Origin of the sequence: Paraburkholderia sp. MPAMCS5 (assembly GCF_036016995.1) — a bacterium.
Lineage (GTDB): Bacteria > Pseudomonadota > Gammaproteobacteria > Burkholderiales > Burkholderiaceae > Paraburkholderia.
This window is the reverse complement of the sequence record NZ_JAYXBK010000022.1, coordinates 15579-40491: the sequence shown is the minus strand read 5'-3', so window position 1 is coordinate 40491 and position 24913 is coordinate 15579. Positions and strand designations below refer to the sequence as shown.

The following is a 24913-nucleotide window of genomic DNA, read 5'->3' as shown; positions in this document are numbered from 1 at the left end:
GCAGTGGCTACAGCGATAGCGGCAAGCGGTTCGTCTCCTTGATGGTATGCATGACGAACGCGCTTCTCACTTCCCTCACGTGCGGCAACGCCGCCAATACTTTGCGGCTGAAAGCCGCGAACGCGTCGAGATCGGTTGCGACGACGCGTAGCAGATAATCCTCCTCGCCCGAGAGGATGTAGCACGACAACACCTGATCGACCACTTGCAGCGCGCGCTCGAATTCGATCGCATCGCGCTCATGGTGCGACGTGATCTTGACGAACACGAACGCGTCGATGCCGAGTCCCAACGCCTTGCGGTTCAGAAGCAGACTGTAGCCGTCGATCACGCCGGTTTCTTCCAACCGTTTCACGCGCCGCCAGCAGGGCGATACAGAACTGTTCGTTTTTTCCGCGAGTGCGGCCATCGAAATTCGAGGATCGGCCTGCAAGAACGAGAGAATTTCCCGATCAGCAGGCGAAAGCAGGGCTTGCTCCATAAGAGGCTCCGTGGGCTTCGTTAGCACCGTTGACTTGCGAGGCGACGTCTCAACCAGACACGAATTACCTTCTACTCGAATATAAACGAAATGTCTTGCCGATATCAGGCGGCACGCAGGCAAAGATAGAAAAAACCGATCTACCCGCCATTCCTACAATGTTCATAGGTCTGGGAGTGATCATGTGCAACGAATCGACGCCTGACGATCTGGACTCGGCATACTCGCCCAGTTCGGTCGCCTCCAATTACCGCGAAGTCATCGCGGACTACGAGACAAGCAGCCAGAAGACGCTTCAGCGTGTGCGCGCCATGCGCGTGCCCTATGGCGAAACACCCGACGAATACACGATCCTGCTGGAGCCGCCAGGCGACTCATCTGTGTCGCTGCTGGTCTTTTTCCACGGCGGCTATTGGCAAGAGCTTTCCGCAGACGAGTCGTGCTTTCCCGCCGACTCCCTTCTCTCGCGAGGTTGCGCCTACGCGGCGGTGAATTACACGTTGGCCCCGCATGCGACGCTGCCCGCCATCGTCGCTCAATGCGTGAAAGCCCTGATGTGTCTAGCGAGGCTCCGGCCGCGCGCACGCATTGTCATTGCCGGCAGTTCCGCCGGCGCGCATCTCGCGGCCATGTTGATGTGCACCGACTGGAAGGCTCACGGATTGAACGACTCGCCGTTCAGCGGCGCCATTCTGATCTCGGGCATTTACGACTTGCGCCCGCTCGTGACCACTTATATCAACGAGCCGCTGAAACTGGATAGGGAAAGCGCGGCCGCCATGAGCCCGCAATGTCTTGCGCTGCGAGTGCGCATTCCCACGGTTGTCTGCTGGGGCGAACACGAAACGGGCGCCTTCAAACAACAGAGCCGCGACTATGCGGCCTTGATTGCACAGGCCGGCGGCGACGTCTCGCACTACGAAGTCGCCAATCGCAATCACTTCGACATTCTCTTCGATCTGGCGAATCCCGCGAGCCGGCTCGGCATCGACACCCTTCTACTACTTGGAGACAAATCATGAATATGCCACGCAAGCGCGTCATTCCCGAAGTGCGCGATCCCCGTCTCGAACTGTCGCTCGTCAAGGACGTTTCTATTTCCACTAACGAAAGCCGGGAAGAAACGGTCAAGAGCACCTCAGGCGAACCGCTGATCGCATTCGACGGCAAAAGCAATCCGTTCATCGACTATCATCGCAACGATTTGCTGCTGAGCATCCAGCATATGCGCAGTCAGGGCCATGACGAAATGGTCTTCATCCTGATGACGCAATGCAAGGAACTGACGTTCAAGGCGATTCACTACGAAGCCTACAACATGCAGTTGCGCATCCAGAACGGCGACGTCGCCGGCGCGCTCGCGTTAGTGCCCAGAATCAAGCGTCTTTTCGAGTATCTCGTGAAGACGTGGGACGTGCTCTCGACTATCACGACGAGCGGCTTCAACGAATTCCGCGACTGTCTCGGCGTTTCATCCGGACAGCAATCGTACATGTACCGGCACGTCGAATTCATTCTCGGCAACAAGTCGGTGCGCCTCGCGCAGGCCCACGCCAATAATCCGGAGGTGTATCCGCAACTGCAAGCGTCCCTCAATGCACCGAGCCTTTATGACGACGTGCTCGCATTGCTGCACCGTCGCGGCATTGTGGTTCCCGCGAGCGCGCTGAAGCGCGACTGGTCCGAGACTTATGCGTCGAACCCCGAAGTGGAGAAAGCATGGCTGGAGGTCTATGGCGATCCGACGCCGGATAACGATCTCTACTTGCTCGGCGAAGGCCTCATCGAAATCGCCGACCTGTTTTCGCAGTACCGGTGGCGCCATTTCACGTCGGTTGAACGCATTCTCGGCTTCAAGCCGGGCACGGGCGGATCGGCTGGCGTGGGCTGGCTCAAACATGTGGTCGAGCATCGCTTCTTCCCCGAACTGTGGGCCATTCGTACCGTGCTGGGGGCGTGATGGATCGCAGCACGACAACCACAGCGGCAAGCGACATGGAACACGCGTCGGCGGCAATGCGCGACAGATTCTGCATTCCCGAGGGCGTCCGCTATTTCGACGGCAACTCCCTCGGCCTGATGCCTAAAGTCGTGCAGTTGCACGCGTCGAACGTCATCACGCACGAATGGGGCCATGGTCTGATTCATTCGTGGCACGACGCCGAATGGCGAACCCTGCCGCAACGCACCGGCGCCAAAATCGCAGCGTTGCTCGGAGCGAAACCGGAACAGGTCGTCGCTTGCGACTCCACCTCGGTCAATCTCTTCAAGGTGCTGGTCGCCGCGGTTGGCCTCAGATCCAGCCGAAATAAAATCGTTACGGATTCCGATTCTTTTCCGACCGACCTCTATATCGTCGAACAGGTTGCCCGGCTTTTCGGCCTGACCGTCGTCGCCGTGCCCGCGCGCGAGATCGAACTGAATCTCGACGACCAGGTTGCCGCCGTCGTGTTGACGCACGTGGACTACCGCAGCGCCGAGATCTATGACATGCAGGCGTATACACGGCGAGCGCACGAATGTGGCGCGTTGATCGTGTGGGATCTGTCTCACACCGCCGGGGCCGTACCTTGCGATCTCGACGGCAGCGGTACGGACTTTGCCGTTGGATGCGGCTACAAATATCTCAACGGCGGACCTGGGGCTCCGGCGTATCTCTATGTTGCCGAACGCCACGCCGATCTCTGCGAACAACCGCTCGCAGGATGGTTCGGTCACGCACGCCCGTTCGACTTCGCGCCGAACTACACGCCGGCATCCGGCGCCGCGCGATTTTTGTGCGGCACGAATCCCGTCATCGGGCTGTCCGTGCTTTCGCGCGCGCTGGATATTTTCGAAGGCATTTCCATGGACGATCTTCGCAGCCAAAGCATTCGGCTCACCAGCCTCTTTATCGAAAGCGTGGACACGTACCTCAGTTCGCATGGCTTCACTGTTGCTTCGCCCCGCGACGCCGCGCGGCGCGGCAGCCATGTGTCACTGCGACATCAGCGGGGCTATGGCGTGATGCAGGAACTCGCGAAGCGCAAGTTCATCGGCGACTTCCGCATGCCCAATTACATGCGGTTCGGTTTCGCGCCGCTCTACAACACCGAGGAAGACGTCCACGCGCTGATCGATGCGATCGATCAGATCATGACCTCGCGCGCGTGGGAAAAGCCGGAGTATCAGGAACGCCGCGACTTCACGTAAAGCAGCAGCGCGGCGCGCCCATCGCGCCGCGCAACGATTACAAAACACGGAGATATGATGTCATCGGAAAATTTCGATTCAATCGCCGCGCGCGAGAGCGACCTCGAAAAGCGTCTCACGCCACGACAACTCACGATGATCGCCATTGGCAGCGCGATCGGAACGGGCCTCTTTCTCGGCAGCGGAGCCGCGATACAGATGGCGGGGCCGAGCGTGATCGTCAGCTATGCAATCGGCGCGTTCGTGGCGCTTCTGCTAATGGGTTGCCTCGCCGAGATGGTGATCGCGCATCCCACGACGGGCTCTTTCGGCGCCTATGCGGAGCATTATCTCGGCGCGCGGATCGGCTTTCTCGTGCGTTACACGTATTGGGTGTCGGTCGTGCTGGTGATCGGCGCGGAAGTCACCGCCGTTTCCGTGTACATGCAATACTGGTTCCCCGCAACGCCGGCGTGGATCTGGATAACCGGGTTTTCCGCGCTGCTGATTCTGGTCAACGCAAGCAGCGTGAACATATTCGGCGCGGCCGAGTACTGGTTCGCAACAGTCAAGGTGGCCGCGATCGTCGGCTTCATCGTCATCGGCGGATTGACCGTTTGGCAAGCGCCGGCTAGCGGCACTGTCGGGCTGGGCAACTACTTCTCCAACCAGGGCTTCTTTCCAAAGGGCTTCGCGGGAACGTGGTACGCCGTCGTCATCGCGATCTTCAGCTTTATCGGCATCGAGTTCATCGCGGTTGCGGCGGGTGAAGCCAAAGAGCCGCAGCGCGCAGCGCGTACCGCATTTAAATCCGCTGTTTTCCGGCTGTTCCTGTTCTACATCGTCACCATTGCGCTGACGGTAGACATCGTTCCGTGGCAGCGGGCGGGCACGGGAGAAAGTCCATTCGTGCTCGTCATGCGTTTGATCGGCGTTCCGTTCGGCGCGAGCGTAATGAACTTTGTTGTTCTGACCGCCGCTTTGTCGGCCATGAACGCTCAGTTGTACGTAGCGACTCGCATGATCTTCAGTCTCGCGCGCGGCGGCCACGCGCCGGCGTTCCTCGGCACCATCGGACGCAACGGCGTGCCGTCTCACGCACTCCTCTTCTCAACGTTCGGCGTGGCGTTCGCGGCTATCTGCAGCGTGATCATTCCTGGACATTCGTTCCTGCTCGTGATGTCGATTGCGATGTTCGGCGCGTTGTTCGCGTGGTTCATGATTTTCGTCACGCACTATCGCTTCCGGCGCGTGGCCGAACGCAACGGCACGCGTCTCACCTTCCGCATCTGGGGATTCCCTTTCCTGACAATCGCCGGCGGCACGCTGATGTTCGCCGTACTCGCGACCACGCTTGTGCTGCCCGCCTTTCGCATGACGCTGCTCACAGGCATCCCGCTACTGCTCGTGCTGAGCGTGGCCTTCGGCTTCGTCAAAGGCCGCTCGGACGAACGTCTCATCGAAACGGAAGCATTGTGAAAACCTACCCCACGCCATTCATTGCCGCCGCCGTGCAGGCGGCGCCCGTCTACCTCGACGCGGACGCCACGGTCGAACTCGCCTGTTCGCTCATCGACGAAGCCGCGAAAAACGGCGCACGCCTCATCGCGTTTCCCGAAGTATTCGTCGCGGGCTACCCGTACTGGAACTGGACGATGACGCCCGTACAGGGCAGTCCGTGGTATGAGCGCCTTTACATCAACTCCATCGACGTCCCCGGTCCGCACGTCGAGCGGCTTTGCGCAGCGGCACGCGAAGCGAACTGCTTCGTCGTCATCGGCGTGAACGAACGCGGTGCGCACAGCTACGGCACGCTGTACAACACCGTGCTTTTCATCGGCGCGGACGGCACGCTGCTCGGGCGGCATCGCAAGCTCGTTCCGACGTGGGCGGAGAAGCTGACCTGGACCGGCGGCGACGGCAACTCGCTGACCGTGTACGACACCGAAATCGGCCCGCTCGGCGCGCTGGCTTGCGGCGAAAACACCAACACGCTCGCGCGTTTTTCGTTGCTGGCGCAGGGCGAGCTGATTCACGTTGCCAACTACATCGCGCTACCCGTCGCGCCCAAAGACTACGACATGGTCGAGGCAATCAAGGTGCGCGCGGCCGCGCATTCGTTCGAGGGCAAGCTCTTTTCGATCGTCTCCTGTTCGAGCATCTCCCAGGAAATCATCGACTGTGTCGCGGGCGATGACGCGAATGGCCGCGCGCTGCTCGAACGCGAACATAGCGCGTTCTCGGGCATCTTCGGTCCGGACGGGCGACTTTTGACCGAGCCGCTGATCGACCGCGAAGGAATCGTCTATGGCGAGATCGACCTGACGCGCTGCATTCAGCCCAAGCAGATGCATGACATCGTCGGTCACTACAACCGCTTCGACATCTTCAGTCTGAGCGTGGACAAACAGCAGAGGGCCCCGATACAGATCACGGGCCGGCGCGCAGACCAGTCGTCTCTCGATAGACGCGATAGCGTGACCGAGAGTCTCGCCGCCGCGTCGTCCACGGCGCTGATGGAGAAGCGCCATGCATGACGACAACGTGGCCGGACGAGCACGCGTCGTCGAAACGCCCGAACTTGCCGCGTTTTACAGCGCGCTCGCGCAGCATGAAGCGGGCGCGCTATGGACGGTGGCGAACGACATCGAGCCATGGGAACCCAGGCCGCATGCCATTCCGATGTTGTGGCGCTATGAGGCACTGCGGCCCATGGTGCTGCAATCGCTCGACCTCGTGCGGCCCGAGGATGCGGGACGGCGCGTGGTCATGCTCGTGAACCCGAAGCGGCGCGATGTCAGCGCGGCCGTGGGTTGGCTCTACACCGGCATTCAGGTGATGAAGCCCGGCGAAGCGGCATCGGCACACCGGCATATGGCTTCGGCGTTGCGCTTCATTATCGAGGGCAGCGGCGCCTACACCATCGTCGACGGCGAGCGCCTCACGCTCAGGGCAAACGACTTCGTGATCACGCCCAACGGCACCTGGCATGAACACGGCAACGACGGCGGCACCTCGCCCTGCATCTGGCAGGACGGCCTCGACATTCCGCTGATCAACGCGCTGGAGGCGAACTTCTACGAGGTTCATCCGCAACTCCATCAGGATGTCGCGCGGCCTCTCAACGCCTCGCACCTGACCTATAGCAACCCCGCGCTGAAGCCGCTCGAGCCGGACTGGCAAAAGCCCTATTCGCCGCTGTTGAAGTTCAGTTGGGAGAGCACGTACGAGGCGCTGTTGCGCTATGCGCGAACCACGGACGGCTCCCCTTTCGACGGCGTCGTCATGGAGTACGTCAATCCGCTCACGGGTAAGTCCGTGATGCCGACGATGGGAGCGCAGATGCAAATGCTGCGCGCCGGCGAAAGCACGCAGGCGCATCGGCACACAGGCAATGTGATCTATCACGTCGCCAAAGGGTCCGGGCACTCGGTGATCGGCGGCAAGCGGTTCGACTGGAACGAGCACGACATTTTCTGCGTGCCGTCCTGGACGTGGCACGAGCATGCCAACGCATCGGCTACCGACGACGCGTGCCTCTTCTCCTTCAACGATTTTCCCGTCATGCATTCGCTCGCGATTTATCGCGAGCAGGCCTATGTGCCCAATGACGGCCACCAGACGTATTAAACGACCATCGAGGAAAACATGCAGTTAGTCACCTATCAGGATCGCGCGCGCGAGCAGGCGGCGCGCGTGGGCGTTGTGCTCGGCGACTATGTCGTCGATGTGGCACTGTTGGGTTTGCAAGCCAACGCGAGCCTGCCGTCGACGATGCTAGGCCTCATCGACGCGGGCCCCGCCGCACTGAATCTGCTTCGCGGTCTGATCGACACGCATCGCGCGCAATGGCCCGTCGGCACCGCGACCTGGCTGAGCAACGTCAGATTGCTCGCGCCGATTCCGCGTCCGCGCAAGAACATCTTCGGCATCGGTTTGAATTACGTGGACCATGTCGCCGAATCGAGCCGCTCACTCGATACCGACAAGGAAATGCCCGCAAAACCCGTGGTTTTCAGCAAACCGCCGACCACGGTGATCGGCCCAGGCGACGCCATCGAACACGACAGCGCGATCACGCAGCAACTCGACTGGGAAGTCGAACTCGGCGTCGTAATCGGCCGAAGCGCCAAACGCATCGCGCAAGCCGACGCCATAGACTACGTGTTCGGCTACACGGTGATCAACGACATCAGCGCGCGCGACAACCGCCGTGCCGGTCAGTGGATTTTTTCGAAAGGCCAGGACACGTATTGTCCGATGGGACCGTGCATCGTCACGGCTGATGAAATCTCGGACCCGCATGACCTGGAACTTTCGCTGACCAAGAACGGCCGCGTCATGCAGCGCGCGAACACGGCGCAAATGTACTTCAGGATTCCCGTGTTGATCGCGGATATCGCCGCGGCCATCACGCTCGAACCCGGCGACATCATCGCGACGGGAACGCCGTCTGGGGTCGGCGCGGGTCGCACGCCGCAGGAATGGATGCAACCCGGCGACATCATCGAAGCACGCGTCGAGCGCATCGGCACACTGCGCAACCCCGTTGTCTCCGTTTAGCAGGAAAGCCTCATGATTTCGAATAAAACTTTTCGCATCGGCCAGATCGTTCCCAGTTCCAACGTGACAATGGAAAAGGAAATTCCGGCCATGCTCCGTCTGCGCGAAACAGTCGAGCCGGAACAGTTCACGTTTCACTCGAGCCGCATGCGAATGAAACAGGTCACGAAAGAAGAACTCGAAGCGATGGACCGCGACTCCGATCGCTGCGCGGCGGAACTGGCCGACGCGAGGGTCGACGTGCTCGGATATGCATGCCTGGTCGCGATCATGAGCATGGGCATTGGATACCATCGCATGTCGGAAAAGCGCCTGAGCACCGTGGTGAGAGAGAACGACTGCGCGGCGCCGGTCGTGACGAGTGCCGGCGCGCTCGTCGATGGTCTTCGCGCACTCGGCGCGAAGCGTATCGCGCTGATTGCGCCGTACATGAAGCCGCTAACACAGATGGTTGTCGATTATCTGGAGCACGAGAACATTCAGGTGGTCAGCCATCTCGCACTCGAAATTCCCGACAACCTCGAAGTCGGGGCTCGCGATCCGAACGCGTTGCGTGCTGTCTACAAGCAACTCGATCTGTCGCAAGCGGACGCGGTCGTGCTATCCGCCTGCGTGCAGATGCCCTCGTTCGAGGCGATCCAGGCCGTGCAGGACGAATGCGGAAAACCTGTCGTCTCCGCGGCGGTATGCACCACGTTTTCGATGCTGAAGAAGCTGGGATTGCGCACTTACGTGCCTAACGCGGGCGCATTGCTCTCGGGGCGCTATTAACAATTGGCGGGCGGTAAAGACGAGCCAGTGGCTCGTCTGCGGCTCGTATTTCCAGCGTGTGCCCGACACCGTACACCGACGCATTCGGCTTACGGGCAGCATCACGTCCCGCAACATCAACGAGGGCGGCGGCAATCGCTAGGCGCTATATGCGCGCTTCAGCCGTTTCGCTCCTTCCTCGATCTCGGCGATTCCGGGCGCCGCGAAACTGAGGCGCAGCGACGCCGCATCGACCTTGTCCGCGAAAAACGCCTTGCCCGGAACGAACAAGACCTTGTTCTCGATGGCGCGCTTGAGAAGCTCGGAGGCGTCGATGCCATCGATACGCGCCCACACGAACATGCCGCCTTCGGGCTGATGAAACTGAATCGCGACGCCGAGTTGCGCGCGCAACTCGTCGCATAGGGCCTCGCATTTGCGTCCGTACATTTCGGTGATGCGCGGCAAGTGTCGTTCGAGCGCGCCGTCGCCCAGATATTCGGTGGCAATGGCTTGCGTCCACGGCGCACTGCAAAGATCGACGGTCTGCTTCGCGATCACGCAACGGCGCGCGATTTCGGCGGGCGCAATCGTCCAGCCCACGCGCAAGCCCGGCGCGACGATCTTCGAGAGGCTCGCAAAATGCACGACCCACTCGCGCGAACCTTCCACTTCGGCCGAGAGCGAAACGATTGACGGCACCTTGTTGCCCGAGAAACGCAGGTCGCTATAAGGGTCGTCTTCGACAATGAGAAACTCATATTGCACCGCCAGCTCCAGCAAGGCGATGCGGCGCGCTCGCGTAAGCGTCGCGCCAGTCGGGTTTGCAAACGTGGGGACGGTGTAGAGCAGCTTGGGCCGCGCGATCGTGCCCGACGCCAGCAGCTTGCCGAGGAAATCGACATCGAGGCCGTGTGCATCGACGGGCACCGTGACCGTTTGCGCCTGCTGAAGTCTGAGCGCCTGAAGCGTGGCGGGATACGCGGGCTGCTCGGTCAGCACGACATCGCCGGGACTCACCAGCACGCGCAGCAACAGATCGAGCCCTTGCTGCGAACCGGTGGTCACCAGCATTTCATCCAACGCGCAAGACACGCCACGCAGCGCCATCAGATTCACGAGTTCACGCTTGAGTTCGGGCAAGCCGTCAGTCGGTCCGTATTGCAGACAGCGAGCCGGCTCCCGATAGGCGCGCGCGGCGGCGCGCTGCAAACCGTCGATGTCGAAAAGATCGCTCGCGGGATATCCGCCAGCAAACGAAATCATTCCGGGCTCGCCCAGGTACTTGAAGAGTTCGCGAATCGGAGAACCGGAAGGAGTCTGGAAAGGAGCGGTGAAGTCGTACATGTCGGAGTCGGCTGGCAGCGAGCGGTCGATGGTTGATTGTGATCAGCCATTGCATTCACAGCAAGCGATATCTATGCACTACGTCGTACGGTTTTGTCATCAAGCGCGTGCAGGGCAATCCGCGCGAGCCCATGAAAAAAGGCCCGGCGAATCACGCCGGGCCTTTTCCAGCTCGAATGTATTCGAGTGACTATGTGCGCTACACCACATTCTTTTCGACAATAGGACGGTTTTCGAGCAAACGGTCCCAGCTCAACGAAGACAGATCGAGCGACGTGTATCGTCCGTTGCGGATCAGTTCGCTCACGCCGCGTCCCGTCGCCGGCCCTTGTTGAAGACCGTGGCCGCTATAGCCGTTGGCAAACACGCAATTTTCGATCCGCGGGTGATAGCCGATGATCGCGTTCTGGTCGAATACGTTGTACTCGTAATAGCCCGACCAGCAATTCTCCACGCGCAGCGCCTCGAACCCGGGCACGCGGTGTGCGAGCGTCGGCCAGATGACTTCGTCGAAAAGATCGTGGTCCACCTGGTCGAGCGGCAAGTCGTCCGGGTCGTTGTCCGCGCCCGGCGAAGTGCCGCAAATATAGGTCTTTCCTTCAGGGCGAAAGTACACGCCGGTCGGATCGATCAGCAACGGACAGCCCGCAAGACGAGCCGGAGAAGACACGTTGAAAATGCTCCGGCGGCGCGCGAACACCGGAATATCGATGTCCATCATTTGCGCGAATTTTCGCGCCCATGCGCCTGCCGCGTTCACGACCGTATCGCACGCGTAGCGCTCGCCGTCGCTGGCAATCACGTGCGTGATCTTGCGGCCCTCGCGCACGACGCCGGTTACGTCGGCGGCAAGATAACGCGCGCCGAGCGACTGTGCCTTTTTTCGCAGCGCCTGCACGAGCCCGTAGCCGTCGAACCATCCCTCGCCGCTTTCACCGAATGCGCCCGACACCAGATCTTCCACATTCAGCCACGGAAATCGGGCCTTCAACGCTGGCGGGTTCATCAGGTTGATGTCCGCACCGAGGCTCTTTTGCAATGCGTGATTCTCGCGCAGCGTGGCGTCGCCGGCCGGCGTGGCGAGAAAGAGATAACCACCTTCGTGCAGATCGATCGACGGCTGGCTGCCGTCCACTTCCAGCAGTGCGCCGAGATTGCGCAGAAACTCGATACCGTACAGCGACATCTGAATCGAAAGCGGCGTGGAAAACTGCTGGCGGATGGAAGCAGCCGATAACGCCGATGACGACTTCGCGTAAGTCGGATCGCGTTCGATCACGGTCACGGAAACCGTCGGGTCTGACGCGCGCAAGAAGTAGGCGATAGAACTACCGATTACGCCGCCGCCGACAATCACGACTTGTGAACTCACGACTTGCTCCCGATGGCAGGTTGGCTCAGAAAAACGGCCGCCTCGCGACGGCCGTCGAAACACCGTGCAACGCTTAGCCGATGTTGAAATCGATGCCCTGCGCCAACGGCAACGCCGACGAATAATTGACCGTGTTCGTGGCGCGGCGCATGTAGGCTTTCCACGAATCGGAGCCGGACTCGCGACCGCCGCCCGTTTCTTTTTCGCCGCCGAACGCGCCGCCGATTTCCGCGCCGCTCGGTCCGATGTTCACGTTCGCAATGCCGCAGTCGCTGCCCGACGCCGACAGGAATCGCTCGCTTTCGCGCAGGTCGGTTGTGAAGACGCACGACGAAAGACCATGAACGGCCGCGTTATTTCCGTCGATGGCTTCATTGAAGTCGCTGTACTTCAGTACATAAAGAATCGGCGCGAAGGTTTCCTTCAGCACAACCGGCGTTTGCGACGGCATTTCGACGATGGCCGGGCGCACATAAAACGCCTTCGAATTGGCCGCCACCGTATGACGCTCGCCGCCGAACACCTTGCCGCCCTCGCTCTTCGCCTGTTCGAGCGCCGCCTGCATGCGGTTGAACGACTGCTCGTCGATCAGCGGCCCCATCAACACGCCCTGCTCCAGCGGATTGCCGATCACGACCTTGCTGTACAGCGTCTTCAACCGTTCGACGGCTTTGTCGTACACGCTTTCGTGAACGAACAGGCGGCGCAGCGACGTGCAGCGCTGGCCCGCCGTGCCGACCGCCGAGAACACGATGCCGCGCAGCGCCAGTTCCATATCGGCCGTGCCCGACACGATGCCGGCGTTATTGCCGCCGAGTTCGAGAATCGCGCGCCCGAAGCGGCGCGCCACCTCGACGCCGACAGCGCGGCCCATTTCGGTGCTGCCCGTCGCGCTCACGATATTCGAGCGCGGATCGGCAACCAGCTTCGCGCCGACATCGCGGCCACCGTTCACGACGCTCGTGAGGCCAGCAGGTGCGTCGCCGAATTCCTTGAGCGCGTCCTGCAAGATCTTGTCGACGGCGAGCGCCGTCAGCGGCGTTTTCTCCGACGGCTTCCAGATCACCGCATTGCCGCAGACGAGCGCGAGCGCCGCATTCCACGACCACACCGCCGCGGGGAAGTTAAATGCGGAAATCACCGTGCACACGCCCATCGGATGCCACGTTTCAGCCATGCGGTGACCGGGGCGCTCCGATGCGATGCTCAGGCCGTAAAGCTGGCGCGACAGGCCCACCGCGAAGTCGCAGATGTCGATCATTTCCTGCACTTCGCCGAGGCCTTCCTGAAGGATCTTGCCGGTCTCCAGCGAGATGATGCTGCCGAGCGCGTGCTTGCGCTCACGCAGCTTGTTGCCGAGCAAACGCACCAGTTCTCCGCGACGCGGCGCGGGCACGTTGCGCCAGCTTGCGTAAGCCGTTTGCGCTTGCGCCAGTGCGGCATCGACGTCGGCAACCGTTTTGCTCGCCACGCGGCCGATCAACTCGCCGTCGATCGGCGAATGAACCGCGATGTCGCCCGCTTCCGCGAGATGGGAAATACCGAGTTCCGAAAGAATGCTTGATGCTTTCACGATTGAGGCCTCTTTAAATTTCCGATACGAAATTTTGCTACGTTCGGAAACTATACACGCACGAATTTCTGGCGACAACATGAACCGTGCAGTCCTTATTCCCATTGGCTTGCATGGCGAATTTCTGATCGGAAATGGCGGCTCGCGGTTTCCTCAGACCTGCGCCGCGCGCGCAAGCGCCTGACTCGCCAGTTGCGCGATATGCAGCGCGCGCCGGCTCGCGCCGTGTTCGATCTGCTCGCGGCAGCTAAAGCCGTTGGTCACGACAATCGTGTCGGCGGCCGCGCCGCGCACGAGCGGCAACAGCTTGTCTTCGGCGATTTTCATCGAGAGGTCGTAGTGGTTCGCGTTGAAACCGAACGAGCCCGCCATTCCGCAGCATCCCGTGTCGAGCAGCGACCAGCGCACGCCGAGCTTGTCGAGCAGCGCGGTGTCGCCCTTCATGCCGAAGATCGACTTCTGATGACAATGGCCGTGCACGATCACATTCACGTCGGCTTCGAACTTCGGCCATTCGAAATCCGCGCGCGCAACAAAGTCGGAAAAGAGAAAGGTCTGGTCCGAGAGCTTTTTCGCCATCGCGTCGTCGGGCAACTGCTTGAGCAACTCGTCCTTGAAGACCGACAGGCAGCCCGGTTCCAGACCGACGACCGGCACGCCCGCGCGAATGTGACCGGCGAGTTCGTCGACGGCGCTGCGAAGCAACGCGCGCGCTTCGTCGAGCAAGCCATAGTCATATAACGGCCGGCCGCAGCATAGACGCTTGCGCGGCAGCACGACTTCATAGCCGATGCGCGTGAGCACGTCGAATGCAGCCGTTGCGATCTCGGGCGAGAAATGTTCGTTGAACGTATCGACCCACAGGATGACTTGTTGCGCGGGCTTCCTTGCCGTCTTGCCGCTCGATGTTGCGCGGCGCCTCGCCAAAGCGCTGAACGTATGCGGCGCGAACACTGGAAGAGACCGCTCGGGCGCCACGCCCGCAAGCCACTTGCTGACAGGCGCAAATGGCCGCGCCGACGTCACGAAACGGGTCAGGCGGCCCAAGCGGCTCGCAAGCGGCGCCCATTGACCGATTCTTCCCATGAACATCGCCTGTCGTGGCCGGCGATGCCACTCGTAGTAGTGCGAAAGAAATTCTGCCTTGTACGACGCCATATCCGTATGCGTCGGGCAATCGGATTGGCAGCCCTTGCAGGCGAGGCACGCGTCGAGCGCTTCCTTCACTTCGGCGCTGTTCCAGCCGTCCGTGATCACATCGCCCTGAAGCATTTCCCAGAACAGATGCGCACGGCCACGCGTCGAGAACTTCTCCTCGCGTGTTGCGCGAAAACTCGGGCACATGGTGCCGCCTTCGAGCGAGCGGCACTTGCCCATGCCGATGCAGCGTTCCGCCGCGCGTTGCATGCCGTCGCCTTCCGGGCTCGCGAAGGTCAACCGGGTGGTGAGCTTGACTGGCTTGTACGCGGGGCCCATGCGCAGATTGTCGTCGGCGCGATAGGCATGCACCACCTTGCCGGGATTCAGCCGGTTGGCCGGGTCCCAGATCGCCTTGAATTCTTCCATGGCCTGCATGATTTCCGGCCCATACATGATGGGTAGAAATTCGGCCTTGGCCTGGCCGTCGCCATGTTCGCCGGAAAGCGAGCCGCCGAAATCGACAACCAGTTGCGCCGCCTCGCGCAAGAAGCCGCGCCACTGGAGCACGCCTTCGGCGGTGCGAATGTCGAAGCTAATACGGGCATGCACGCAGCCGTCGCCAAAGTGACCATACAGGCAGGTGTCGTAACCGTGGCGCTCGACGAGCGCCTGAAACTGGCGCAGATAGTCGCCGAGCCGCAGCGGATCGACGGCGGCATCTTCCCAGCCGACGATCGGGTCCGGCTTCGACGGATCAACCGACATAGCCACCGCCGACGCGCCCGTTTCGCGGATCGACCAGATTTTCTGCTGCTTGTGCGTCTCTTCGACGACCAACCCGGTGACGCCAGCGCCGCCCGCGCCCGCCTTGAAATAGGCATCGGCCTGATTCGCTTGCCGCACGGCGTCGGCCACTGTGTCAGCGCCGAATTCCAGCACGACCCATGCGTCGCCGCCAGGCAACAACGCGATCTCGTCGCGCTTCAATCCGCGCGCTTGCAGACCGCGAATGATCGCGCGGTCGAGTCCTTCGATGGCGATCGGCGCAAAGCGGTTGAAATGCGGAACCGCGTCGGCCGCCGTATAAATGTCCTTGAATCCGAGCACCAGCAGCACGCGGCACGAAGGACTGTGCACGAGACGCACCTTCGCTTGTAGCGTGACCGCGCAGGTGCCCTCGGTGCCCACGAGCGCACGCGCGACGTTGAAACCGTTTTCCGGCAGAAGCTGATCGAGGTTGTAGCCGGAGACACGGCGCCTGATTTGCGGAAACTCGTCGCGGATTCGCTGGGCGTAGCGATCGCGCAGGTCGCGCAGCTTCGCGTAGATTTCGCCTTGCCTTCCGCCTCGCTCGATAATCCGTTCAAGCTCGGCTTCGGTGGTCGGGCCGGCCCAGAAGCGCGCGCCGTCATAGGTGACGATGTCGAGCGCCTCGATGTTCTCGACCGTCTTGCCGCCCATCACCGAATGCGCGCCGCACGAGTTGTTCGCAATCATTCCGCCGAGGGTGCAACGGCTATGCGTCGCGGGGTCCGGCGCGAACGTCAAGCCGTGCTGTTCGGCCGCGTCGCGCAACGTGTCGCAGATCACGCCCGGCTCGACAATTGCCGTTCTGCCGTGCGGGTCCACGCTGACCACGCGGTTCACATACTTGCTTGCGTCGGCCACCACGGCGACATTCACACCTTGACCGTTCTGCGAAGTGCCGCCGCCTCGCGTGAGAAACGGCACGTCGGCGCTGCGGCACAGATCGAGCGCCGCAACGAGGTCGTCCACGTCCGCCGGAATAATCACGCCGAGCGGTATCTGCCGATAGTTCGATGCATCCGATGCATACAGTGCCTTCGATCCCGCATCGAAGCGGACCTCGCCGCGTATCACATTGCGCAGACCGGCTTCCACTTCTTGCAGCAACGTCGTGCTTGCCTCGAACGGCGTCGCCCGTTTCACCGCTGTGTCCACGTCACTGCACCGCCGCGTTGGCGGTCATTTTGAAAATGCCTTGCGCGTTGCCCGCGTCGAAGCGCAAGTCCGTGACCCAGCTGCGCGACGCCTGATCGAACGTGCGCTTGCGCGTGATGAACTCATAGAACGAACCAGGCACATCGCGCGTGACGAGCGTGCCACCCGCCGCTCTGAATTGACGCGTCACCGTATCCGCGCGATAGGCCGTCTGAAATATGCGGCCCGAGCGCGATCGCTCGACTTCGGGCTTCATTGGCCGGCCTTTGCTCTTTTCTTCGTCGGACAATGTGAACACGTCGTCGACGCGGTCGGTTGCGTGATTGAACGCGCTGCCTTCTGTCGCGATCCAGGCCATTTCGGCAGACTCGCGCAACAGGACTTCGTAGTCGGCCTCGCTCGGCACATCGTGCTGACGCGCGAACGCACCGACGATAACCGGCAACAACGCATGCGCCGCGTCGATGGGAAGCGAGCCTTCGCGCTCCAGCTCCCAGAGCTGCGAAACGGCAAGCGGCGTCAACGGTTCTTTCGACGAACCGACCACGTTGGTCACCGCCTGCTGGAATTCCGCGGAGAAGCGCTCCGGATGCAGCTCGCTCACGAAGAACTGCGCGATCTCGTCGGGCGCGTCTTCGTGTGCATACGCGCGGCCCGTCATGCCCAGTTTGTCGAGCGGATAGCGGCCGTTCACTCTGAAGCCGAGCGGTCGAAGAATGCGCGCAAACGCGGCTTCGCCAGGCGGCAGCGCGCCATTGCTTGCCCAACGAACCGTGCGCAACGCGCCGTGATCGAAATAAACCGAACCACCGTTTGCTACGGCTTCGCGCGTGTACGCGCGGCCGTTCGGCGAACGCGCCAGCAGGTCTTCGAACAACGCCATGTTCATCGCCTGGGCGAGTTCGGCGCGCGTCACGATGCCGTCTTCCCAATCGCTGAGCGAGGGCGGAAAATTCAGCGTCGTAAAAAGCGACTCGGTTTTAAGGGGACCAAGCAGCTTGAGCAACAGGCGTTCAACGTTTGAATGGCGCATCGAATTTCTCTGAGAACTCATGTTGACTGGCATTATTCGAACTGTTGCGCATTGCGTAAAGCGAGATTAAATTGCTACTTGATGATTTTCCGGAACTAACATGCGCAAGTTCAAAATTCCCAACATGAGCGCGTTGCTGGCCTTCGAAGCCGCGGCGCGGCACGAAAGCTTCACGCATGCCGCGAAGGAACTGTTTCTCACGGAAAGCGCCGTGTCGCGGCAGATCGCGACACTCGAATCGAATCTCGGCGTGCGCCTTTTTGTTCGCTCGAAGCAACGCGTGATGCTCACGCGCGCCGGGCGCCTCTATGGCACGCAGGTGCGGCGCGCGCTGGAAAATCTCGACCGCGACACGCTCTCGATCGTCGCGCATGGCAGCGGCGGCGGCTACCTGGAACTCGCGGTGTTACCCACCTTCGCGTCGCAATGGCTGATTCCGCGAATGAAGGATTTCAACGCGCGCAATCCCGACGTGCGCATCAACATGGGCGTTCGCACGGATCTGTTTTCGTTCGAGGAGTCGCATTTCGAAGCCGCCATTCACTACGGCAAGCCGACATGGCCGGGCACGTCGTCCGACTATCTGTTCGGCGAAGAAGTGGTGCCCGTCTGCTCGCCGACGCTGCTGAAAAAGCCCATCAAAAAGCCGCACGAACTGCTCGGCTACCCGCTGCTTCATTCCACCACGCGTCCGGACGCCTGGTCCCGCTGGTTCGCCAATCTCGGGGTGGAAGACAACGCCACGATGCAAGGCGTTCGCTACGAACTGCACACCATGCTGATCAGCGCGGCCGCCACGGGACTCGGCGTGGCGCTCGTGCCGAAATTTTTTGTCGACAAACGGCTCACGCAGCTCGGCCTCGTCATTCCCTACGCGGCTACCACGGTGGAAGACTCCGCCTACTACCTCGTTTATCCCACCGAGCTGAGCCACGGCAAACCGCTCGAATGCTTCAGGACATGGCTGCTTGAAAAAGCCAGCGCCTACAACACGCCCGCCACGTCCTCCAGGCGCTGAGATCCGGCAGCGATTGCGCCACCTGCCGCGTCGATTGCGACCGCTCGCGCAGGAAACCAGCGGCAAGGGCGACGACATTCACACGGCGATTTACGACGCATATCGCTTATGCGTCGCAATGTCGGTAAAAACGATAAAAACGTTTGCGCGCGACGCAATACGGCAGGCGCCACGCGCCGAAAGGCGATTTATAAATTGCGAGCGCCGACATTTAACATTTTCTGTCGCGCAATGAAAGACGCTGCGCACCGGCTTGCATTCGATGCTGCATGAGTTTTCCGTAATGAAGCGACCGCGGGTTTTGAAGCGTCGTGATTAATTCACCTATTGGTAATTTGGCGTATTTCGACTAAGGTTCGGTTGCTCACGGTTAGATAACTAAAACGAACATTGCGAGGTATGTCATGGTCACGTTAATCGACCTCGAAATCGCGCATCTCGTGCGGGTAATGGGCGCTTCAATGGCCGGGGATCTTGCAGGACCGATCCTGCCGGGCGCCTACTGGCGCTTGCGGCTCTATCAACTGCTCGATTCGCAGCACCTGACCAATGAGCAATTGCGCTCGCTGGATCTGCTGCTCCTGCAACTGGACGAACTCGAAGCTCAAGCCACGAATAACGCGGCTCATCGGACCGCCATCAGCGCGAGCTAATGCGCGCGTCGCGCATATTCAAACGCGCGCTTGACGGAAACGAAAACGTTTTCAATCGCGAAATCAATCGCTGCGCGTATTGGATCTGGCGAGTCCGCTAACATACCTGTCTGACGGATCGATTCCGCTCGTCCGTTTCAGTGCTTTCGCACCCTTTAACCTGCTGGCCTCACAGGAGATAGGTAATGAATAGATCCCGCATATTTCTCGCGTCGCTGATGACCGCGGGTATGCTGGCATCCTCGCTCGCTCTCGCCCAACCGCAGCATGACAATCCCGGCCACGAGGGACATCACGATCAAGGTCAGGACTACGATCACGGGCCGGACCTCGGTCACGGATCGAATGGCCACGGCCCTAAACACATGCCGCCCGGACACGACTCGTATGGTCCCGGCAACTCGGCCAATGCGCCGGGACACTGGCGCAAGGGCGATCGTCTGCCGCCCGAGTATCGCGACCGCCAGTATGTGATCGACGACTGGCGCGACTATCATCTCGCGCCTCCGCCGCACGGCTATTCGTGGATCGGCATCGGCGGCGACTATCTGATGGTGCAGATCTCGTCGGGGCTGATTCTGCGAGTCGGCCCGTAACCGCCCGTAATATTTTTGACGTGTTCGGCGCTTGCATTTCGGCGCAGTCATGACACACGGCGAGCGCGGCGATGAGCATCGTCCGCTCGTCTGAACATGCGCCGCACTCACTCGGCCCACTAGCGGCCAGTCAATCCATCTCTCTTGCGCGCGGCGATTAAAGAATCGCGGCCGCCGCGCCGTTATGTCAGTCACATAACGCGCTCCGCACACACATCCAACACGCTACTCCGTCCGCCGAACCGGCGTGATCGCTGCACCATTTCACCGGCTGCGGCAAGACACTTCGATGAAACCCCCACACGCGCTTCCCCCAAGATTAATTTCGAAAGACAACATCGGCAGCGAGCCGTCATACTCTGTCTCGTCTTGCACTGGACATTTCCGACCACAGGGTCGGAGGTTTCTCCGGACATCAGATCGATGCATGACCGCTTTCTTTTCGATGGCAATTTCCGCGCCGCGCCACGCGCGAATCATGTGGAGCGTACTTTGTAAATGAGCTATCCCCCCGTCGTTCCGTTCGCCCACGACAAGGCCGAGTCGGGCTCCTTCGTGGGGGGCGCGCCAGCGTTTCGCCAACTGGTCAGGATGATCGACCGGGTCGCTCCGACCGATCATCCGCTGCTCGTTCTCGGGCCGACCGGTTCGGGCAAGGAACTGGTCGCGCGCCGCGTGCACGCGCATAGTCAGCGTCGGGATCAACCGTTCGTCGACGTCAACTGCGGCGCGATTCCCGAGCATCTCGTCGAAGCCGAACTGTTCGGGCATGTCAAAGGCGCTTTTACCGGCGCGGGCGAAAACCGTCAGGGACTTTTTCAGCAGGTCGGCAAAGGCACGCTGCTGCTCGATGAAATCGGCGAATTGCCGCTCGCGCTCCAGCCGAAACTGCTGCGCGTGCTTGAGACGCGCACCTTCCGTCCGCTCGGTTCGTCGACGAGCCTGCACTTCGGTGGCCGGGTCGTTGCCGCGACCCATCGCGACCTGCGCGAACTCGCGCGCAAAGGGCTCTTCCGCGAAGACCTCTTTTACCGGCTCGCGGTTTTCGTGCTCGCGGTGCCCGGACTGGAGCAGCGCGTCGAGGACATCCCCGCGCTGGTGAACCACTTCGCGTCTCAGCACACACGCCGTCTCGAGTTTTCGCCGCCCGCCTTGCGGCGGCTCGCGCAGCACACGTGGCCCGGGCATATCCGGCAATTGCGCAATCTGATCAGCCAGTTGAGCGTGCTCGCCGAAAGCACGCTCATCGACGTCGACACGCTGGAGCCGTTCCTCGCCAACGAAGCGATCGGGCCAGTCTCGCGCGCAAGTCTCGCCGACATGCTGCTGCAACTCGAAGGCCGCGACAAACTCACCGCCGCCGAGGACCTGTTGATCGACCGCGCGCTCGAACGCACGAGCGGCAACAAAAGCGCGGCCGCCGCGCTGCTCGGCGTGGGCCGCAAGACGATCGAGCGGCGTCTGAAGTCGCGCGAGGAGCATCACCGCGAAGCACGCAAGTGCCTCGAACAGGGGAGCGCGCTGATCGGCGAATCCCGCTTCGCGGAAGCGATCGCGCCGCTGCGCCGCTGCGTCGACGTGCTGCAAACGCCGAACGAACAGGAAGCCGTGCGCCGTCTTCAGTTCGACGCCTACCGGCTGCTCGGCATGAGCTTGCGCAGCGTGCACGGCTGGCTCTACGCCGAGGCCACCGCGTGCTACGCCGCGGCGCTGGCGATTGGCGAAGGCGTCTGCACGCCGGCTGAAATCGCGGCGATCCAGTTCGGCATCTGGACCACGCAGTTGACGACACTGCAATTGAAGCAGGCGCGCGCGACCGCGCAGAACATGCTGGAGCGCGCGCAGAACGGCGGCGACCGCGTCTCGCTCGACGAAGCCCACGTCGCGATGACCAACACGCTGTTCTGGCTCGGCGACAGTGAAGAAGCCCTGGCGTGCCTCGCGCGCGGCAACCTGCTCGGCATTGGGCACAACGACATCCGCACGGGCTCGCAAGGCATCGACCTGGCCAGTCTCGCGCTTACTTTCGAAGGACTCGCCGCCTATCAGATCGGCGCTTTCGGACAGGCGCGGCGCGCCATGGAGATGCTGATCCTGCGCGCCTCGGAGCCCGGCGTGCATGCGCTCGCTCATGTCGTGAACCTGCAAGGCGCCGCGTGGCTCGCGTGCCTGTTCGACGACCTGGACCGGCTCGGCCAGCTCGCGGGCGAACTCGAAACGGTGTCGATCGCGAATGGCTTCGCGTTCTATCGCGGCGTCGGGCAAGTGCTGCGCGCCTGTCATCTGAGCGCGCTCGGCCATTCCGACGAAGCGGAAACTGTCATGCTCGACGGCTACGATAATCACGTCGTCTGCAATGGCGGTGCGCTGTTCTATTCGTTCAAGACGTGGCACCACGGGGAATTGCTGCTGCGCGCCGGCCGCGCGAAAGCCTGCGAGTCGATTCTCGCGACCGCGATCGACGAAACGCTCGCGCGTCAGGAGCGCGTCTATCTCGGCAAGCTGCTGGTCACGCGGGCACGCGCGCAATGGGCGCTCGGCGATGTGAACGCCGCGGAACTCGGCCTGCGCACCGCGCTCTCCACCGCGCTCGCATTCGGCTCGGTGCCCGCGCGCGTGGACGCCGCGCATTACCTCGCCGACCTGCTGCGCTCCACGGGCCGCGTCGCCGAAGCCATCGAAACGCTTGAGCGCGGCTTGCGCTCGTTGACACCGAATGCCACCCCGCGCGTCACGGGCGCTGCGAATCTGCTCTCCCAACTCCAGCAAGACGCTTCTTCACACAACTACACGAAAGGAATCGCAAATGGCATATGAGCTACGGCGAGAAGACCTGGAACCGCTGCTGCTGGGCGCCGCGTTCTTCGGCAGCGGCGGAGGCGGCACGATCGAGTCGGCACGGCATCTGGCCGCGCATTTCGTCGCCGGCGATTACTATCCGGCCGACACGGTCAAGGTCGTCTCCGTCGATGAGGCCACCGAGGGCGCGGCCGTCATGGTCGCCTATCTCGGCGCGCCCGAAGCGATCAACTCGGCGACCTATCCGCTCGGGCCCGTCACCGCGGTGCAGAACGTGCAAGCGCGGCTCGCGTCGCAATCCACGAAGCTCGCCTATGTGATGCCGCCGGAAAGCGGCGCGCTCGGCTTCACGGTCGCGGCGCTCGTGGCGGCGAAACTCGGCCTCGCGGTCATCGACGCCGACGGCGCCGGCCGCGCCGTGCCCTCGCTGCCCATGCTCACTTTCGCCGCTGCCGAGATCGACCCGCGGCCCGCGTTTCTCGTGAGCCAGGGCGGCCTGTGCGTCGAACTGGACGTGACGCCGCGCGACGGCAACAACGGCGCGCCGACGCATCAACGCGACGTCTCGGCAATCGTCGAACAGATGATGCGCCCGGTTGTCGCCGATCCCGAGTTCGGTCAGTTCGGCGGTCTCGCGATGTGGGTCATGACGCCGGCCGACATCGGCGCCGCCACGCCGATTCGCGGCACGCTGAAGCGCGCGCTGGACCTCGGCCGCGCGCTGCAAGCCGGACAGATCCGCAGCGCCCAGCAGATCACAGGCTATCTGATCGAACGTTGCGGACTCCACGCGCGAGCGATTTCGGAGCCGGGCGAACTGATTTCCGCCGAAGTGGATACGAGCGGCGGCTTCGACGTGGGCAAGATCCGCATTCAGGCCGGCCAGCACACTTATACGGTGATGTACCAGAACGAGTCGCTGCTCGTGTGGGACAGCCTGTGTCCGCAGCCGGTCGTGCTCGCGCCAGACAGCGTCGCATATTTTGTTGGCGGCGAAGGCCAGTCGATCTATAGCAACGGCGACCTCGTGAACGCTGACGGTTCGCTGAATCCCGCCATCGGCAAGCGTCCAGTGACGCTGATCGCCTGGCGTGCCGAACCCGAACTGCGCAAAGCCGGCCTGATTCTCGACAGCTTCATGCAGTTGCTGAACTCGCTCGGCTACCTCGGCCCGTATGTGCCGCTCGAAACGCTCGCGTCCGCGCGCAAGGGAGACGCATCTTGAACTCACCGATTCGCATCTGCGTGCTCGTGCCCGTCGCCACGTCGCAGTACAACGACCGCATCATGAAGGCCATCGCGCCGGTCGTGCCGCCGGACGTGCACGTCGAGATTCGCAACATCGCGCAAGGGCATCCGGACATTGAGAACCGCACGAACTGGCTGCAGAACGGCATGCCGGTGGTGGAGCTTGCACAGGCCATCGCGAACGACGGTTTCGACGGCATCTGGCTGACCGACTTCGATATGTGCGGCGTGGAAGCCGCGCGCGAAGTGATCGATATTCCGATCATCGGCGGATTTCCGGCTGCGGCGTTCACGGCCCTCGCACTGAGCCAGCGGTTCTCGATCATCACGATCCTGCAAAGCACGCTCGCGATGCAGCGCGCTCATCCGCAGACGTATGGCATCGAGGACACGTTCGCGTCGATCCGCGCGATCAATTGCCCGGTCGCGCAACTGGAGGACATCGACGTGGTCGTGGTGCGCACCTTCGAAGCGGCGCTGCAGGCCATCAAGGAAGACGGCGCGCAATCCATTCTGCTCGGCTGCACGGGTTTCGTGGATGTCGCGAGCCGTGTTTCCACGCTGCTCAGCGAGGCCACGGGCGGCTTTGTGCCGGTGATCGATCCGAATCAGGCCGGCTTCAGCTTCCTAGTTTCGCTGGTGCGTATGCAGGTGCGCCCGAGCCGGCTGACGTATAGCAAGGTCAGCTTGCAGCCGTAGGTTTTAAGCCCGTCCGTTTTCGTCCATCACCGTCCGATGCGGCGCGCGTGAGCCGCGCCGCATCGGACGTTCCCGCCTCGCCCGGCCTTCACGTCGACATTTATTCTCGCCCTGTCATCCTTTTTGCTTGTGATTTCATCCAAATCCGCTGCGGATGCGCACGAATTCGCCCGTCGACGCGCGCCGCATGGCGACGCGGACGAAAACGTCCACCTCCTCCACGCCGTATGGACGGAATCGACCGCATCCCACCACCCAAATAGTGCGAGATCCCCGCGCAGCCGGACTGTCACTACATGGCACAGCCATTGCTTATATAGCGTTGGCCCGATGCGGCAAAGAATGCGTCCGCAAGCAGGAACCTGAGAGAACCTATAAAGATCGCGCGCCGCAAGGTGTTCGAAGCGCCGGCGTCCAGTGAAAGCTGGCCGCCGTTGCTGGATGACTGGGACCGTTGATGGTCCGATCGCCGTCGATCGTCGAGATCCGTCGATTAGTCATACGAACG

At 61.8% G+C, this 24913-nt stretch carries 20 protein-coding genes; 14 read left to right on the top strand and 6 right to left on the bottom strand.

What is annotated here, in order from left to right; genetic code table 11:
- Nucleotides 1–7 precede the first annotated feature (7 nt).
- Nucleotides 8–481, bottom strand: a complete 474-nt coding sequence (locus tag VOM14_RS29340) for an Lrp/AsnC family transcriptional regulator (RefSeq protein ID WP_327632224.1) — start codon at nucleotides 479–481, stop codon at nucleotides 8–10.
- 182 nt (nucleotides 482–663) lie between these two features.
- Between VOM14_RS29340 and VOM14_RS29335 the strand changes: the two genes are divergently transcribed.
- Genes VOM14_RS29335 through VOM14_RS29300 form a run of 8 tightly spaced genes read left to right on the top strand, consistent with a single transcriptional unit; the run spans nucleotide 664 to nucleotide 8986 of the window.
- Nucleotides 664–1503: an alpha/beta hydrolase gene (locus tag VOM14_RS29335; protein WP_327632223.1), complete on the top strand. Its 840-nt coding sequence runs from the start codon at nucleotides 664–666 to the stop codon at nucleotides 1501–1503.
- The gene (locus tag VOM14_RS29330; RefSeq protein WP_327632222.1) at nucleotides 1500–2441 is read left to right on the top strand and encodes a tryptophan 2,3-dioxygenase; all 942 of its coding nucleotides are present in this window, start codon (nucleotides 1500–1502) and stop codon (nucleotides 2439–2441) included. The genes VOM14_RS29335 and VOM14_RS29330 overlap by 4 nt, the downstream gene beginning before the upstream one ends.
- Before the next feature lie 35 nt (nucleotides 2442–2476).
- Nucleotides 2477–3673 carry a kynureninase gene (kynU, locus tag VOM14_RS29325; protein ID WP_327632221.1) on the top strand — a complete coding sequence of 399 codons (1197 nt, stop codon included), beginning with the start codon at nucleotides 2477–2479 and terminating at the stop codon, nucleotides 3671–3673.
- 57 nt (nucleotides 3674–3730) lie between these two features.
- Nucleotides 3731–5131 (top strand): amino acid permease, encoded by a 1401-nt coding sequence (locus VOM14_RS29320; protein WP_327632220.1) that lies wholly within the window; start codon nucleotides 3731–3733, stop codon nucleotides 5129–5131.
- Nucleotides 5128–6189, top strand: a complete 1062-nt coding sequence (locus VOM14_RS29315; RefSeq protein WP_327632219.1) for a carbon-nitrogen hydrolase family protein — start codon at nucleotides 5128–5130, stop codon at nucleotides 6187–6189. The genes VOM14_RS29320 and VOM14_RS29315 overlap by 4 nt, the downstream gene beginning before the upstream one ends.
- Nucleotides 6182–7282, top strand: a complete 1101-nt coding sequence (locus VOM14_RS29310) for a cupin domain-containing protein (RefSeq protein ID WP_327632218.1) — start codon at nucleotides 6182–6184, stop codon at nucleotides 7280–7282. The genes VOM14_RS29315 and VOM14_RS29310 overlap by 8 nt, the downstream gene beginning before the upstream one ends.
- 18 nt (nucleotides 7283–7300) lie before the next feature.
- Nucleotides 7301–8215, top strand: a complete 915-nt coding sequence (locus VOM14_RS29305) for a fumarylacetoacetate hydrolase family protein (RefSeq protein WP_327632217.1) — start codon at nucleotides 7301–7303, stop codon at nucleotides 8213–8215.
- Between the two features lie 12 nt (nucleotides 8216–8227).
- Nucleotides 8228–8986 (top strand): maleate cis-trans isomerase family protein, encoded by a 759-nt coding sequence (locus VOM14_RS29300; protein ID WP_327632216.1) that lies wholly within the window; start codon nucleotides 8228–8230, stop codon nucleotides 8984–8986.
- Between the two features lie 138 nt (nucleotides 8987–9124).
- On the opposite strand, the gene VOM14_RS29295 is transcribed toward VOM14_RS29300, so the two are convergent.
- The 5 genes from VOM14_RS29295 to VOM14_RS29275 form a co-directional block, all read right to left on the bottom strand.
- Nucleotides 9125–10312: an aminotransferase-like domain-containing protein gene (locus tag VOM14_RS29295; RefSeq protein ID WP_327632215.1), complete on the bottom strand. Its 1188-nt coding sequence runs from the start codon at nucleotides 10310–10312 to the stop codon at nucleotides 9125–9127.
- Between the two features lie 199 nt (nucleotides 10313–10511).
- The gene (locus VOM14_RS29290) at nucleotides 10512–11684 is read right to left on the bottom strand and encodes an NAD(P)/FAD-dependent oxidoreductase (protein ID WP_327632214.1); all 1173 of its coding nucleotides are present in this window, start codon (nucleotides 11682–11684) and stop codon (nucleotides 10512–10514) included.
- A 73-nt stretch (nucleotides 11685–11757) separates the two neighbouring features.
- On the bottom strand, nucleotides 11758–13257 hold the full coding sequence (gene amaB, locus VOM14_RS29285) for an L-piperidine-6-carboxylate dehydrogenase (RefSeq protein WP_327632213.1): 1500 nt from the start codon (nucleotides 13255–13257) through the stop codon (nucleotides 11758–11760).
- Between the two features lie 153 nt (nucleotides 13258–13410).
- A complete protein-coding gene (locus VOM14_RS29280) occupies nucleotides 13411–16347 on the bottom strand; it encodes an FAD-binding and (Fe-S)-binding domain-containing protein (protein WP_327632212.1) in 2937 nt (978 codons plus the stop codon).
- A gap of 13 nt (nucleotides 16348–16360) precedes the next feature.
- Nucleotides 16361–17392: a DUF1338 domain-containing protein gene (locus VOM14_RS29275; protein WP_327632211.1), complete on the bottom strand. Its 1032-nt coding sequence runs from the start codon at nucleotides 17390–17392 to the stop codon at nucleotides 16361–16363.
- 100 nt (nucleotides 17393–17492) lie between these two features.
- Here VOM14_RS29275 and VOM14_RS29270 point away from each other — a divergent pair, with 100 nt between their 5' ends.
- The 6 genes from VOM14_RS29270 (at nucleotide 17493) to VOM14_RS29245 (ending at nucleotide 24405) form a co-directional block, all read left to right on the top strand.
- Nucleotides 17493–18410, top strand: coding sequence for a LysR substrate-binding domain-containing protein (locus VOM14_RS29270; protein WP_327632210.1), 918 nt, complete (start codon nucleotides 17493–17495; stop codon nucleotides 18408–18410).
- A 404-nt stretch (nucleotides 18411–18814) separates the two neighbouring features.
- Nucleotides 18815–19063, top strand: a complete 249-nt coding sequence (locus tag VOM14_RS29265; RefSeq protein ID WP_327632209.1) for a hypothetical protein — start codon at nucleotides 18815–18817, stop codon at nucleotides 19061–19063.
- A 185-nt stretch (nucleotides 19064–19248) separates the two neighbouring features.
- Nucleotides 19249–19659, top strand: a complete 411-nt coding sequence (locus tag VOM14_RS29260; RefSeq protein ID WP_327632208.1) for an RcnB family protein — start codon at nucleotides 19249–19251, stop codon at nucleotides 19657–19659.
- Between the two features lie 498 nt (nucleotides 19660–20157).
- Complete coding sequence (locus VOM14_RS29255; protein WP_327632207.1) at nucleotides 20158–22476, top strand: sigma-54 dependent transcriptional regulator; 2319 nt, start codon at nucleotides 20158–20160, stop codon at nucleotides 22474–22476.
- The gene (locus tag VOM14_RS29250) at nucleotides 22466–23683 is read left to right on the top strand and encodes a DUF917 domain-containing protein (RefSeq protein ID WP_327632206.1); all 1218 of its coding nucleotides are present in this window, start codon (nucleotides 22466–22468) and stop codon (nucleotides 23681–23683) included. Before VOM14_RS29255 ends, VOM14_RS29250 begins: the two co-directional genes overlap by 11 nt.
- Nucleotides 23680–24405 (top strand): aspartate/glutamate racemase family protein, encoded by a 726-nt coding sequence (locus VOM14_RS29245; RefSeq protein WP_327632205.1) that lies wholly within the window; start codon nucleotides 23680–23682, stop codon nucleotides 24403–24405. The genes VOM14_RS29250 and VOM14_RS29245 overlap by 4 nt, the downstream gene beginning before the upstream one ends.
- Nucleotides 24406–24913: the final 508 nt, after the last annotated feature.

What these genes read in the sequence shown, in the direction of transcription:
- VOM14_RS29300 (WP_327632216.1), top strand. Translation starts at nt 8,228, where the DNA reads ATGATTTCGAATAAAACTTTTCGCATCGGCCAGATCGTTCCCAGTTCC.
- VOM14_RS29250 (WP_327632206.1), top strand. Translation starts at nt 22,466, where the DNA reads ATGGCATATGAGCTACGGCGAGAAGACCTGGAACCGCTGCTGCTGGGC.
- VOM14_RS29270 (WP_327632210.1), top strand. Translation starts at nt 17,493, where the DNA reads ATGCGCAAGTTCAAAATTCCCAACATGAGCGCGTTGCTGGCCTTCGAA.
- VOM14_RS29265 (WP_327632209.1), top strand. Translation starts at nt 18,815, where the DNA reads ATGGTCACGTTAATCGACCTCGAAATCGCGCATCTCGTGCGGGTAATG.
- VOM14_RS29260 (WP_327632208.1), top strand. Translation starts at nt 19,249, where the DNA reads ATGAATAGATCCCGCATATTTCTCGCGTCGCTGATGACCGCGGGTATG.
- VOM14_RS29335 (WP_327632223.1), top strand. Translation starts at nt 664, where the DNA reads ATGTGCAACGAATCGACGCCTGACGATCTGGACTCGGCATACTCGCCC.
- VOM14_RS29305 (WP_327632217.1), top strand. Translation starts at nt 7,301, where the DNA reads ATGCAGTTAGTCACCTATCAGGATCGCGCGCGCGAGCAGGCGGCGCGC.
- VOM14_RS29340 (WP_327632224.1), bottom strand. Translation starts at nt 481, where the DNA reads ATGGAGCAAGCCCTGCTTTCGCCTGCTGATCGGGAAATTCTCTCGTTC.
- VOM14_RS29330 (WP_327632222.1), top strand. Translation starts at nt 1,500, where the DNA reads ATGAATATGCCACGCAAGCGCGTCATTCCCGAAGTGCGCGATCCCCGT.
- VOM14_RS29255 (WP_327632207.1), top strand. Translation starts at nt 20,158, where the DNA reads ATGAGCTATCCCCCCGTCGTTCCGTTCGCCCACGACAAGGCCGAGTCG.
- VOM14_RS29320 (WP_327632220.1), top strand. Translation starts at nt 3,731, where the DNA reads ATGTCATCGGAAAATTTCGATTCAATCGCCGCGCGCGAGAGCGACCTC.
- kynU (WP_327632221.1), top strand. Translation starts at nt 2,477, where the DNA reads ATGGAACACGCGTCGGCGGCAATGCGCGACAGATTCTGCATTCCCGAG.
- VOM14_RS29310 (WP_327632218.1), top strand. Translation starts at nt 6,182, where the DNA reads ATGCATGACGACAACGTGGCCGGACGAGCACGCGTCGTCGAAACGCCC.
- VOM14_RS29295 (WP_327632215.1), bottom strand. Translation starts at nt 10,312, where the DNA reads ATGTACGACTTCACCGCTCCTTTCCAGACTCCTTCCGGTTCTCCGATT.
- VOM14_RS29275 (WP_327632211.1), bottom strand. Translation starts at nt 17,392, where the DNA reads ATGCGCCATTCAAACGTTGAACGCCTGTTGCTCAAGCTGCTTGGTCCC.